We start from the raw sequence: 13,810 nt of genomic DNA on the forward strand, positions 1-13,810 counted from the left end.
GGCGCCTGACTGTTCTACGACACGGGCGCATCTAACTCAATTTGATGTCCCACACGCCGTCCTTGCGGCAGGCGGCGACCTCCTCGCGCAGGAGTGCGGTGACGGCCAGCGATGCCGTCGACGCCGGGCGGTCGATCGGAGAAGCGAAAATGAGCTCGCGTGTTATCGGCTTGGAGACAACAGCGATTTCCAGCCGGCCGTCGGCGACTTCGCCGTGGACCGATGAGGGCGGCAAGAGCGCAAAGCCCAGCCCCTCCTCGACCAAGCTCGTCAGCACGCGAAACGAATCCGCCTCGAGCTGGACATTGAGCTTGATCTTGCGCTGCGCGGCCGCGTGCTCGATCAGCGCGCGGAGACCGTGGGAATGACTGGGCAGCACCAGCCGCTGTCGCAGCAGCCAGCCGATCTCGACACTCTTCTTGCGCGCGAGTCCGCATCCGCGCGGGCCGACCGCGACAATGTTGTCGCGGCCGAGGCTCTGCACGTTGAGATGCAGATCGGCCGAGCGACCATAGAGGATGGCGAGATCCATCTCGCCGCGGTGCAGCCATTCGACGATATGACCGCTGTAGCTCTCGACAATACGCAGCGAAATGCCGGGAAATTTTTCAACGCAACGCCGCGCAAAGCGTGCCGACAGCACACAGCTCACGGTCGGAACCAGCCCGAGCACGACCTGGCCGGACGGCGGCCCCTTGGCGGACTGGATGTCGTCGCGGATCTGGTCGATCTGCCGCACGATGCCGGAAGTGCGCGCCAGCAGCAGGCGACCGGCTTCGGTCAGCACCATGCCGCGGCCGTTGCGTGTGAACAGCTCGACGCGCAGTTCGTGTTCAAGCAGCTTGATCTGGCGGCTGAGCGCCGGCTGCGCGACGCGCAACGTGTCGGACGCCTTGCTCAGGCTACCGAGCTCCGCCACGCAACTGAAGGTCCTGAGCTGACGGAAATCCATGCTTGCCAATCCTGGAAGGCTACTCCATACGCTATAGCAAATGAGCATAGGGGGATGGCGTTGTTTTCACAACGCCGGGGGATCGGCCGGCGTTATCTTAACCGCCGCACCCAACGGGAAACGCCATGAGTGAAGACCACCAGACCGAAGATCACGCCGATATCCGTGAAGCCGTCGCAAAGCTCTGCGCGCAGTTTCCCGGCGAATATTGGCGCAAGCTCGATCGCGAGATGGCCTATCCCAAGGCCTTTGTCGATGCGTTGACGCAGGCCGGCTATCTCTCGGTGCTGATCCCTGAGGAATATGGCGGCGCGGGCCTGAAGCTTTCCGCGGCCGCGGCGATCCTTGAAGAGATCCAGCGCGCCGGCTGCAATGGCGGCGGCTGCCACGCCCAGATGTACACGATGGGCACGGTGCTTCGGCACGGCAGCGACGAACAGAAGGCGAAATATCTGCCGAAGGTCGCAAGCGGCGAATTGCGCCTGCAAGCGTTCGGCGTCACCGAGCCAACCAGCGGCACCGATACGACCTCGCTCAAGACTTTCGCGCGCAAGGACGGCAATGCCGGCTACCTCGTCAACGGCCAGAAGATCTGGACCAGCCGCGCCGAGCATTCCGACCTGATGCTTCTGCTCGCCCGCACCACGCCGAAGGACGAGGTCAAGAAGCGCACCGACGGGCTCTCGGTGTTCATCGTCGACATGCGCGAGGCCAAAAACAAAGGCCTCGAGATCCGCCCGATCCGCACCATGATGAACCACGCCACCACCGAAGTGTTCTTTACCGACATGAAGGTGCCGGCGGAAAATCTGATCGGCGAAGAGGGCAAGGGTTTTCGCTACATCCTCTCCGGCATGAATGCCGAGCGCATCCTGATCGCGGCCGAATGTGTCGGCGACGCAAAATGGTTCATCGCCAAGGCTACGAACTACGCCAAGGAGCGCGCCGTATTCGGTCGGCCGATCGGCCAGAACCAGGGTATCCAGTTCCCCATCGCCAAGGCCTACGCCGCGATGCGCGCCGCTGAATTGATGGTGAAGGAGGCGACGCGCAAATACGAGGCCGGGCTCGACTGCGGCGCGGAGGCCAACATGGCCAAGATGCTGGCGGCGGATGCGTCCTGGGAAGCGGCGAATGCCTGCGTCCAGACCCATGGCGGCTTCGGCTTCGCCGAGGAGTACGACGTCGAGCGCAAATTCCGCGAGACGCGGCTCTACCAGGTGGCGCCGATCTCGACCAATCTCGTGCTGTCCTTCATCGCCGAGCACGTGCTCGGCATGCCCCGCTCGTACTGAGGCAGCAATCATGGGAGCACTGGACGGGATCAGGGTGATTGCGGTCGAGCAGGCCGTCGCGGCGCCATTCTGCTCGTCGCGGCTGGCGGACGCCGGCGCGGAGGTGATCAAGATCGAGCGGCCCGAGGGCGATTTCGCTCGCGGCTATGACGCGGCGGCGAAGGGCCAGAGCAGTTATTTCGTCTGGCTCAACCGCGGCAAGCAGTCCGCGGTGGTCGATCTCGCCACCAGGGAAGGCTGCGCCGAACTCGAGAAGCTGATCGCCAGCGCCGATGTGCTGATCCAGAACCTCAAGCCGGGCTCGATGGACAAGCTCGGATTTTCGCGCGAGCGGCTCTTGAAGGACTATCCGAAGCTGATCTCGTGCACCATCACCGGCTATGGCGATGAAGGTCCCTACGCGCACCGCAAGGCCTATGATCTCTTGATCCAGGCCGAGAGCGGACTCGCCTCGATCACCGGCAATCCCGACGGCGCCTCGCGCGTCGGCATGTCGATCGTCGACGTCGCGACCGGCGCCACCGCGCATGCGGCGATTTTGGAGGCGCTGATCGCGCGCGGGCGTATCGGCAAGGGCGCAGACATCCGCATCTCCATGTTCGACGTGATGGCAGACTGGTGCACCGTACCGTTGCTGAATTCCGAGGCCGGCAATCCGCCCAAGCGCATGGGCCTGCGCCATCCCTCGATCGCGCCCTATGGCGTGTTCACCTCAAAGGACGGCAAGGACATCTTGATCTCGATCCAAAGCGAGCGCGAGTGGAAGACGCTCTGCACCGAGGTGTTGGACCAGCCGAACCTGCCAGCAGATGCGCGCGTCGCCAATATGGTCGAGCGCGTGCGCAATCGCGACTTCACCGACAAGACGGTCGCAGACATCTTTGCGACGATGACGCGCGATGAACTGCTCAAGCGGCTGTCCGATGCCGACATCGCCTTTGCCGAGGTCAACACCATGGCCGACCTCACCAACCATCCGCATCTGCGCCGCATCGAGGTGGATACGCCGAACGGCCGCGTCAGCTATCCCGCGCCGGCGCCGATCATCGTCGGCGAAACCCGCGCTTACGGCGCCGTGCCCGGCATTGGCGAAAATCCCCAAGCCAAGAAATAACAGAGCGAGGCGTCATGACCGAGAAGCTCGACATCGATCATTTGCGGCAATGGATCGGCCGCAGCACGGATGCCACCGACACCGTCACCGCGCAGCTCGTCATGGGCTTGCGCGCGACGCTGTTCCAGGAGGTCGGTGAGCCCAAGACAGGCGACGCCGCACCGTTCACTGTGCATTGGTGCCTGGCGCAGCCGGTGTTTCCGATGTCGATGCTCGGCCCCGACGGCCATCCGACCCGCGGCGGCTTCCTGCCGCCGGTGCCGCTGCCGCGCCGGATGTGGGCCGGCGGCGAGATCGAATTTCTGGAGCCGCTGCGTGTCGGCGATGAATCGACGCGGACCTCACGCATTGCCGACGTGCAGGTGAAGACCGGCTCGACCGGCACGCTGTGCTTCGTCTCGGTCGAGCACAGCATCTCCTCGCCGCGCGGCACAGCGATCCGCGAGCGGCAGGACATCGTCTATCGCGAGATGACGACCAGCGCGCCCGCGACCGCAAAAGCCCCGTCTCCGCCGCCGAAGGCGCAGCACCGCGAGACGCATGTCTCCGATCCCGTGCTGCTGTTTCGCTATTCGGCGCTGACCTTCAACGGTCACCGCATCCATTACGACCGCGATTACGTCACCAAGGTCGAGGGCTATCCGGGCCTGATCTTCCACGGGCCGCTGCAAGTCACGTTCATCATCGAGCTGGCGGCCAAATTGCGTGGCGGCAAGCCGCCCAGCAAGTTCACCTATCGCGGCCTCCAGCCGCTGTTCGAGGGCACGGAGTTTTCCATCAACGCCAATGACAGCGGCGAGAGCATGGAGCTGTGGACCGCGAACGCTGAGGGGCAGCCGACGATGAAGGGCACGGCGGTGTGGTGACACGCCGCTGCCTCCTCCTCGTCCTTGCGAGCGCAGCGAAGCAATCCAGACTGTTGCCGCGGGAAGACTCTGGATTGCTTCGCTTCGCTTCGCTCGCAATGACGGGTGGGGTTGCTAGCGTCAATCAACAACAGGGGACGGAAACCATGTCGAAGAACGGCAAAGCAAGCGCCAAATCCGTCACCGTCAAGCAGGCGACCCTCGACCTGCTGCGCTCGTTCGGCATCAGACGCGTGTTCGGCAATCCCGGATCGACCGAGCTGCCGTTCCTGAGCGACTGGCCCGACGACATCGATTACGTGCTGGCGCTTCAGGAAGCCAGCGCGGTCGGCATGGCCGATGGATACGCCCAAGCCACGCGCAATGCCGGCTTTGTCAATCTGCACTCCGCGGCCGGCGTCGGCAACGCGCTCGGCAACATCTACACCGCGCACCGCAACCAGACGCCGATGGTGATCACTGCGGGCCAGCAGGCGCGCTCGATCCTGCCCTTGCAGGCGTTCCTCTATGCCGAACGCGCGTCGGAGTTTCCGCGGCCTTACGTGAAGTACAGCGTCGAGCCGGCGCGGCCAGAGGACGTGCCGGCAGCGATCGCGCGCGCCTATTACACTGCGATGCAGGCGCCGTGCGGGCCGACCTTCGTGTCGATCCCGATCGACGACTGGGCGCATGCGACCGCGCCGGTCGAAGCGCGCAAGGTCAGCCGCGAGATCGGGCCCGAGCCGGAGGCGATGAAGGCGCTGGTGGCCGCGCTCGGCGCAGCCAAGCACCCCGCCCTCATCGTTGGCCCCGGCGTCGACCGCGCCGGGGCTGTCGATTTGATGGTGCGCGTGGCCGAGAAGGCGAAGGCGTCGGTCTGGGTCAGCCCGTTCTCGGCGCGCTGCTCATTCCCGGAACGTCATCCGCAATTCGCGGGCTTCCTGCACGCCTCGCCCGCGCAACTGTCCGATGCGCTGCGCGAGCACGATCTCGTCGTTGTGGTCGGCGCGCCGGTGTTCACCTTCCATGTCGAGGGCCACGCCGCGATCTTCGATGGCGGCGCGACGATTTTCCAGATCACCGACGATCCGGATGCGGCGGCAGTAACGCCGGTCGGCACCAGCATCATCGCGACGATGAAGCCGGCGCTGAGCCTGCTGCTCGACCTCATGCCGGAGAGCAAACGCGCGGCACCGAAGGGCCGCACATTGCCGCCGGCGCCACAGGCCGCCGATCCGCTGCCCGTCGAGTTCCTGCTGCATTCGCTGTCACAGGCGATGCCGGACGGCACGTCACTCGTCGAGGAAATCCCCTCACACCGGCCGGCGATGCAAAAATTTATGCCGATGCGCGGCCAGGACAGTTTTTACACCATGGCGAGCGGCGGCCTCGGCTACTCACTGCCGGCCGCGGTCGGCATGGCGCTCGGCAAGCCAAAGCAACGCACCGTGTGCCTGATCGGCGACGGCTCGGCGATGTATTCGATCCAGGCGCTGTGGACCGCCGCACAGCGCAAGCTGCCGCTCACCATCGTCGTCATCAACAATTCCGGCTACGGCGCCATGCGCTCGTTCAGCCAGGTAATGCAGGTGCGCAACGTGCCGGGGCTGGAATTGCCGGGGATCGATTTCGTCAAGCTCGCCGAGGGCATGGGATGCCATGCGGTGCGGGTGAGCAAGGCGGCGGAGCTGGGTGAGGCGCTGAAGCGCGCAATGGCGTACGAGGGGACGAGCCTCGTGGAGGTGGTCGTGGATTCGGCGGTGCCGGTGTTGTACGGGCAGAAGCATTAGGGCACGCCATATCAACGACGTCGTCCCGGCGAAGGCCGGGAGGTGGATTCACACTCGAAGTGCAACGCTTGGGAGAAAGCCTCTGCCGGGGTTCTGAAGTCAAGGCATTTGCGCGGGGTGTTGTTGTAGGCGGCGATAGACTGACGGAAGCGGCGGATTGGGAGCTTTGGGAGGTCAGTCTTGCGAGGGATGAAGCGGCGCAAGCAGCCGAAGGCATTCTCGATGCCGCCCTTTTGCCAGGGCGCGTGGGGGTCGCAGAAGAAGGTCTTCATCAAGAGGCTCTGCAAGGAAAGGTGAGCAGCGAACTCGGTGCCGTTGTCGAAGGTGACGGTGCGGCGCAGCGCCTGCGGGATCGCTTTGAACAGGCGCACGAGACGGCTGGCGATGCCGGAGGCGAGCTTGCTTTCGATGGGGACTGCGAGCAGCAGGCGCGAGCTACGCTCGTGGACGGCCAGGATGGCCTGACGGTATTTGGAAAACATCATCAGGTCGGCCTCCCAGTGGCCGGGAACGCTGCGATCGGCGGCCTCGATCGGTCGTTGGGCCAAGGAAACACGGCCTTCAATGAAGCTTGCCGGGCTCCCGCCGCGCTTGCCCCGACGGCCACGTTTGCTCTTGCCGCGAGGCAGATAGCGCCGCCATTTGAAGTCCGTGGTGCGCGTAATCTAGGCGTAGATGAAGCGGTAGATGCTCTCGTAGGAGATCACCTTGCGCCCACGTTCGCGGGCAAGTCGGCCGGCGACCTGTTCAGGCGACCATCCGCGGCTCAAGCCTGCCAGGACTTCGCGGCGCAGGCCGGCATCGCGCTCGAGGCGAGAGCCCTTCCAGCGCCGCGCACGCGTCTGTTGCTGGGCGTAACTTGGCTTGTAGCCGACCTGGCGGCCTCGATTACGGTTCAGTTCCCGACAGACCGTTGATGGCGAGCGATCCAGAGCTGCCGCGATTTGCCCGATCGAGCTGCCATTGGCTGAAATGGCGGGCAATCTCGCATCGATCGTCAACGGAGAGCTGTTTGTAAGTCCGACCCATGGCAACACTCCCAGTTGGAAGTGTTGCACTTCGTTTGTGAACTCAGGACCACCTCGCTTGGCGGGGGGTGTCAGTTGTTATACCGCGACCGTCCCACCCCGTCATTGCGAGCGCAGCGAAGCAGTCCAGCAATGCATCCGCGGTGGGATTCTGGATTGCTTCGCTGCGCTCGCAATGACGGGGTTGTGGCGCGCGAGTGAACGCCCCTTACCCCACCGCCCCCTTCGACCTTAGCTGCTTGATCGCGGCCTCGTCGTATCCCGCGCCACGCAAAATCTCGTCACTGTGCTCGCCGACGCCGGGCGGCTTGCGCGGTTGCACCTTCTTGGTGCCGTCGATCCAGATCGGGCTGGAGATGGTGAGCATGGTGTCGTTCTCGAACGGCACCAGCACCTCGTTGTCGAGCATCTGCTTGTCGTTCGGGATGTCGTCCAAAATTCCGACGATGCCGAATACCAACCCGTTGCCATCGAGGACCTTGCGCCATTCGGCCAGATCCCTGGTGGCGAACGTCTCGTCAAAGATCTTGATCAGCTCGATTGAGCGGGCGTGGCGGTCCGGCTTGGTCGCAAAGCGCGGATCCGCGATCAGGTCCTCGCGCCCGAGGCATTTGGCGAGTGTCGGCCACTGCTTCTCCTCGTTGAGCAGCGACAGGATCAGCCAGCGGCCGTCCTTGCATTGATAGTGGTTGGCAACGGCGTTGAGCGCGCGCTCGCGCGGCCGCCGTTCGCTGAACTTGGCGCCGCAGAGCTTGGCCTGCGCCAGTACGCTCGCCGCCCACACCCCGTTCGCCATCAGATTGGAGGCGACATGCGAGCCCTTGCCGGTCTTCTCGCGCTGATAGAGCGCGGTGACGATCGCGCTGTACAACGCCATGGCGCAGGGATGGTCGCCCATGCCGGCGACTGAGCGGGCCGGCGTGGTGTCGATGTCGGCGCGGACGAGATCCATCAGGCCGGAACGCGCCCAATAGGCGTTGCTGTCGAAGCCGGGCTTGTTGGCCTCTTCGCCCTTCTCGCCATAGCCGGTGAAGGAAGCGTAGATCAGCCGGTCGTTGAGATGGGCAAGGTGGTCATAGGTGATGCCGAGCTTGGTCCGCACCGGCGGCGGCATGTTGGTGATGAAGACGTCGGCCTCTTCGACGAGCTTGTAGAGTACGGCCTGCGCTTCGGGCTTGGAGAGGTCGAGCGCGAGGCTCTTCTTGTTGCGGGCCTCCAGGAGCCAGGCGAAATTGTGCTCGCCGGTCGGATAGCCCGGCAGGTTTGGCAGATTGCGGTAGGGGTCGCCGGCGCCGGGCGGCTCGATCTTGATGACGTCGGCGCCGAAATCCGACAACACGGTCGCAGCCGCAGGAGCAGCGATGAAGCTCGCGCAATCCAGAACCTTCAGGCCTGCAAAAATGCCTTTTTCCATCGCGGCGTTGCTCCCTCGCTCTTGTCGTTTCCCGCTGGCTGGAATTTCACAATCCCTGACAGCCCAACCATTTGACCGATGTTGTGGCGGGATGCAACGCCGTCCGGCAGTCGCCTTCCGGGGGTCGGCATGCCAGACGGTTATGGCAATCCGCTCGCCCTGGTTGTACAGCTACTCCGCCTGCTCGATCGCCCTCGAGCCGGCATCTTGGTTTCGAAGGATCAGCCGGCCATGTCGATCCCGTTCGTCCGCCTGATATTGCCCATCGCGTTCATGATGTTGTGCAGTGTGCCCGGTTCGGCCCAGGCGGGCGACCTCGGAGACTGCAACGGCCCGGCCGCCGACAGGGTCGAGCCCGGCTGTAGCGCAATCATCAACGATCAATCGCGCATCGCCGATGAGCGCGTGCGCGCTTATGTGAACAGATCGCGCCTGTTCGTGGGCCGGTCCAATCTCGATGCCGCGTTGGCGGACGCCGATGCAGCGGTTCAGCTCAACCCGACCTCCGTACCTGCCTTGCTGTCGCGCGGTTATGCCCGGCAGCGAAAAGCAAATTTCGACGGCGCACTGGCCGACATCAACCAGGCGATCGAGCTCGATCCCAAGAGTCCGAATGCCTATGCGGCACGCGGGGGCCTCAGGAGCGATCAAAAGCAGTGGACCGACGCGGTAACGGACTTCACCCAGGCGCTCAGCCTGCGTCAGGACTTCGTCCAGGCCTATGTCGGGCGCGCGCGGGCCTATGTCGAGACCGCGCAGCTCGACCAGGCCCTGGGTGACCTCAACATCGCGATCTCGATGAGCGCCAGCCTGCCAGCCGCGTTCTACTGGCGGGGCCAGGCCTATCGCCGCAAGGGCGACATCGACCACGCCATCGAGGATTTTTCGCGCGCGATTGCGCAGACGCCGCAAGTGGATCGCGGCTCCTATTTCGCGCGCGGACAGCTGTTCAGCTCCAAGGGCGACTACGCGCGCGCGATCGCGGATTTCGACAAGGTGCTGTCAGTTGCCCCGAATGACCCGGCTGCGCAGCAGCAGAAGCAGTCCGCCGTCGCCATGCAGGCCGAGCTTGCGAAGGTCAGTGGTGGGCAGTCAACTCTTACGGCACCCAAGGCTGCAGCCATAGCCCCGCCGCCAGCGGCCCCGCAAGCAGCAGCGCAGCTGGCGACTATACCGCAAGGCACGATCCCGGCGCTGGCGCCAGGGCTGAGCGAGGCGGCGCAGTTGATGACGCAGAAGAAATATGCCGACGCGCTGCCGCGCCTCAACACAGTGCTCGCGGCCGATCCCGGCAACCAGATCGCGCTCAAATTCCGGGTGGCCGCGAACCTGTCATTGTCCCACTTCGCGGAGGCGCGGACCGACATCGATGCATTGATCAGGATGAAGCCGAACGATGGACCATTGCTGGTGTCCCGCTCGGTAGCCTCGCTCGGCATGAAGCAGTTCGATCAGGCCACGGCTGACGCAAATCAGGCGCTCGGCGTCAATCCGAACGACGCCGCAGCCTATGTCTGCCGCGGCATGGCAAGCCGCTTGAGCGGAAAATTCCAGGACGCGCTGGCCGATCTCGACCGCTCGATCTCGCTCAATGACAAGGATTACATGGCCTTCTCCGAGCGCGGTCAGGCTTATATGGGCCTCAACCAGATGGACAAGGCGGTGGTCGATTTCGACCATTCGCTGGTGCTCAATCCCGTCAACGACACCGCACGCGCCGCTCGTGGGGTCGTGCTGCTGCTGAAGGGCAACAACGCGGAGGGCCTCGTCGACGTCAAGAACGCGCTCGACCGCAACCCCAACAACCAGGTCGCCGAGCTCGGCCAGGGACTCGCGATGCTGCTCTCCGCGCAATATGACCGCGCAATTGTGGCGCTCGACCAGCTCGTCGGAAAGGTGCCCGCCTCTGACGCGTTCGTGCGGACGCTCCGCGCGCGCGCCTATCTCGGCAAGAAGGACGCCGCCGGCGCCATGACCGACCTCAATCTGGTGCTGGGGACGCGGCCGAACGATCCGGATGCGCTCAGCCTGCGCGGGATCGCCTTCACGTCGTTGAAGCAATACGACAAGGCGCTGGACGATCTCGGCAAGGCGATCGCGCAGAAGCCGACGATCGAGCGCTATGTCGCGCGTGCCACGGCCTATGAGGCCAAGGGTGTTCTGGACAAGGCAACCAGTGACTATCGCAGCGCCACTCAGCTGACACCGGCAAACGTGTTCGACATCGCAGCCCAGGCCCAGTCCAAGGCGAAAATCCAGCAGCTCTCGAAGCGCACCCCGTGCGGCGGTTCCGGGCGCGGCGACAAGGACGACACCTGTCTTTAGGCTATTCCTCGCCTGCGAGCAGCGCGGCGTTGCCGCCGGCCGCCGCGGTGTTGATCGTCACGGTCTGCTCGGTCGCAAAGCGCGCGAGATAGTGCGGCCCGCCGGCCTTCGGGCCGGTTCCGGACAGGCCGTTGCCGCCGAAAGGCTGCACGCCGACCACGGCGCCGATCATGTTGCGGTTGACGTAGATGTTGCCGACCTGGACCCGGTCGATGATCGCCTCGACCGTGTCGTCGATGCGGGAATGGACGCCGAGCGTCAGCCCATAACCTGTGCGTTCGATCGCTTGCAGGACGCGTTCGAGCGTCTCGGCGCGATAGCGCACGACATGCAGGATCGGACCAAACACCTCCTCGGTAAGCTCGCCGGCATCCCTGAGCTCGAAGATGTGGGGCGCGACGAAGCAGCCCTCCGGCGCTGAGCCCGCAAAGTGCAGCCGCGCCTCCGCCTTCATTCGCGCGATATGCGTATCGAGGCGCTGCTTGGCCTCGACGTCCATCACCGGGCCGATATGGGTCGCGATATCGCTCGCGTCGCCGATCCTCAATTCCCGCGCCGCGCCGGCGATCATCTCGATCATGCGGTCGGCGACGTCCTCTTGCACGAATAGCAGCCGCAGCGCCGAGCAGCGCTGGCCGGCGGAACGGAACGCCGATGTCACGACGTCGTCGGCCACTTGCTCGGGGAGTGCGGTGGCGTCCGCAATCATGGCATTGATGCCGCCGGTCTCCGCGATCAGCGGCACGATCGGCCCGTCCTTGGCGGCGAGCGTGCGATTGATCAGGCGCGCAACCTCGGTCGAGCCGGTGAACACGACGCCGGCAATGTCAGGATGTGCTGTCAGCACCGCGCCGATACGGCCGTCACCGGTGACGAGGCGCAGCGCGCTCGCGGGAATGCCGGCTTCGTGCAGCAGGGCGACGGCCTCGCGCGCGATGCGCGGTGTCTGTTCGGCGGGCTTTGCAACGACGCTATTGCCGGCCATCAGCGCCGCTGTAACTTGGCCAAGGAAAATCGCCAGCGGAAAATTCCACGGCGAGATCGCGACGAAGACGCCGCGGCCACGCATGGTGAGCGCGTTGCTCTCGCCGGTCGGGCCCGGCATCGCTGTGTCGCCGCCGAATTGCTTGCGGCCCTGCGCGGCGTAGTAGCGGCAGAAATCGGCGGCTTCGCGCAGCTCGGATAGCGCGTCGTCGAGCGTCTTGCCGCCCTCGCGCTGCAACAGCGCGATGAAATGGGCGCCGCGGCTCTCCAACAGATACGCGGCTTGCTCCAGCGGCGCGGCCCGCGCCGCTGCCGGCATCCGGCTCCAGGCCGCAAAGCCCGCGCGTGCCGCGGCGATCGCTGCGTTGGCTTGGTCCGGCGTTGCATCAGTGACCGGCTTGAGGTCGACCGTCGCAGCCTTGACGTCGGCGAGCAGCCGGCCGAGCGCGGCGCGCTCGCCGAACTCGATCCCGCTTGAATTGCGCCGCTCCGGCGCGAACAGGTCGCCCGGCAGCGGAATTTTGGTGTGGTGCGCATGATCAGGCCGCACGATGAGATCGGCCGGACGCTTCAGCAGTGCCGGGACCGGCACGCGATAATCGGCCGCCTGCGCCACGAAGGAGGAGTTAGCGCCGTTCTCGAGCAGCCGCCGCACCAGATAAGCGAGCAGGTCGCGGTGGCTGCCGACCGGTGCGTAGGTGCGGTAGGCGATGTCGAGGTGGTCCTTGGCAAGCTGCTCGTAGAGCGCTTCGCCCATGCCATGCAGGCGCTGGAATTCGAAACCACCATTCTCGCCAGCGAGCTCCAGCACGGTCGCGACCGTGAGCGCGTTGTGGGTGGCGAATTGCGGGAAGATGCGTGGCCGCAGACTCAAGAGCTTCGAGGCGCTGGCGACGTAGTTCAGATCCGTCATCGCCTTGCGCGTGAACACGGGATAGCCGTCGAGCCCGCGCTCCTGCGCGCGCTTGATCTCGGTGTCCCAATAGGCGCCCTTGACCAGCCGGACCATCAGCTTGCGGTCATGCGCCCGCGCCAGTTCATCGACGTAGTCGATCACCGCGCTCGCGCGCTTCTGATAGGCCTGGATCGCGAGCCCAAATCCATCCCAGCCGGCGAGCGAGGGATCGGCGAGCGTTGCCGCGATTACGTCGAGCGACAGCTCCAGCCGGTCGGCCTCCTCGGCGTCGACGGTGAAGTTGAGATCATGAGCTTTGGCGCGGCGGGCCAGATCGAGCAGTTGCGGAACGAGCTCACGCATGACGCGCGCGTGGCTGATCGCCTCGAAGCGCGGATGCAGCGCCGAGGGCTTGACGGAGATGCCGGGCCGCTCGGGCAGGGGATGGCTGCCCGCCGCCTTGCCGATGGTTTCGATGGCGCTGGCATAGGCGTCGAAATAGCGCTTCGCGTCGGCGGCTGTGCGCGCGCCTTCGCCGAGCATGTCGAAGGAGTAGCGCGGCTTCTGGCCTGCGCGCGGCCGGCCCCGCTCCAGCGCCTGCTCGATGGTCTCACCCAGCACGAAATGATTGCCCATCAGCCGCATCGCCTGGCGCGTGGCGGTGCGCACCGCCGGCGCCCCCAGCCGCTTCACCAGCCGGCCGATGGTGCCGTCCGGCGTCTCGCCGGGCTGGATCACCCGCGCGGAGAGGCCGAGCGCCCAGGCCGAGGCATTGACCAGGAAGGCGGTGGACTTGGTCTCGTGATGGATGAAGTCGCCCTCGCCGAGCTTGTCCTCGATGAACTGGTCGGCGGTGCGCGCGTCCGGCACGCGCAGCAGCGCTTCCGCGAGCACCATCAACGCGAGGCCTTCCTTGGTCGAGAGCGCGAACTCCCGCAGCATGTCCTCGACCCCACCGAGCCGATCGTCGCGCTTGCGGATCGCCTCGATCAGCCGCGTCGCGGTGCGGTCGATCCGCGCTTCCTGCCGCGGGCTGAGATGTGCTGCCGCCAACAGGCGCGCGGCGATCTCGGCATCATCGGGCGCGTAGGGAGCAGTGAAGAAAGGCGGGATGTTCGGCATGGCGTGTCCTGCGGCTGAAATCCAGGATAATGCCCGTGCTACCGTA

The 13,810-nt window shown here is 65.2% G+C and carries 8 protein-coding genes and 1 pseudogene; 5 read left to right on the forward strand and 4 right to left on the reverse strand.

The genetic code is table 11. The features are described from left to right. Positions 1-31: 31 nt before the first annotated feature. The gene (locus ACPPVR_RS35085; protein WP_426611089.1) at positions 32-952 is read right to left on the reverse strand and encodes a LysR family transcriptional regulator; all 921 of its coding nucleotides are present in this window, start codon (positions 950-952) and stop codon (positions 32-34) included. Between the two features lie 125 nt (positions 953-1,077). Here ACPPVR_RS35085 and ACPPVR_RS35090 point away from each other — a divergent pair, with 125 nt between their 5' ends. From ACPPVR_RS35090 to mdlC, 4 genes are all read left to right on the forward strand, one after another. Then, complete coding sequence (locus ACPPVR_RS35090) at positions 1,078-2,247, forward strand: acyl-CoA dehydrogenase family protein (RefSeq protein ID WP_426611090.1); 1,170 nt, start codon at positions 1,078-1,080, stop codon at positions 2,245-2,247. A 10-nt stretch (positions 2,248-2,257) separates the two neighbouring features. Further along, a complete protein-coding gene (locus ACPPVR_RS35095; protein WP_426611091.1) occupies positions 2,258-3,361 on the forward strand; it encodes a CaiB/BaiF CoA transferase family protein in 1,104 nt (367 codons plus the stop codon). Positions 3,362-3,375: 14 nt separating this feature from the next. Then, positions 3,376-4,227 (forward strand): FAS1-like dehydratase domain-containing protein, encoded by an 852-nt coding sequence (locus tag ACPPVR_RS35100; RefSeq protein WP_426611092.1) that lies wholly within the window; start codon positions 3,376-3,378, stop codon positions 4,225-4,227. Between the two features lie 146 nt (positions 4,228-4,373). Beyond that, entirely contained in the window at positions 4,374-5,996 is a 1,623-nt protein-coding gene (gene mdlC, locus ACPPVR_RS35105; RefSeq protein ID WP_426611093.1) for a benzoylformate decarboxylase, read from the forward strand. 11 nt (positions 5,997-6,007) lie between these two features. On the opposite strand, the pseudogene ACPPVR_RS35110 reads toward mdlC, so the two are convergent. Then, positions 6,008-7,025: pseudogene (locus ACPPVR_RS35110) on the reverse strand (IS30 family transposase). A 207-nt stretch (positions 7,026-7,232) separates the two neighbouring features. After that, on the reverse strand, positions 7,233-8,438 hold the full coding sequence (locus ACPPVR_RS35115) for a CaiB/BaiF CoA transferase family protein (protein ID WP_426611094.1): 1,206 nt from the start codon (positions 8,436-8,438) through the stop codon (positions 7,233-7,235). A gap of 129 nt (positions 8,439-8,567) precedes the next feature. Between ACPPVR_RS35115 and ACPPVR_RS35120 the strand changes: the two genes are divergently transcribed. Then, positions 8,568-10,763, forward strand: coding sequence for a tetratricopeptide repeat protein (locus ACPPVR_RS35120; protein WP_426611095.1), 2,196 nt, complete (start codon positions 8,568-8,570; stop codon positions 10,761-10,763). A gap of 1 nt (position 10,764) precedes the next feature. Here the strand turns inward: ACPPVR_RS35120 and putA are convergent, their stop codons facing one another. Next, complete coding sequence (gene putA, locus ACPPVR_RS35125) at positions 10,765-13,764, reverse strand: bifunctional proline dehydrogenase/L-glutamate gamma-semialdehyde dehydrogenase PutA (protein WP_426611096.1); 3,000 nt, start codon at positions 13,762-13,764, stop codon at positions 10,765-10,767. Between the last annotated feature and the right edge of the window lie 46 nt (positions 13,765-13,810).

The organism is Bradyrhizobium sp. McL0616, assembly GCF_049993385.1.
In the GTDB taxonomy this organism is placed as follows: Bacteria; Pseudomonadota; Alphaproteobacteria; order Rhizobiales; family Xanthobacteraceae; genus Bradyrhizobium.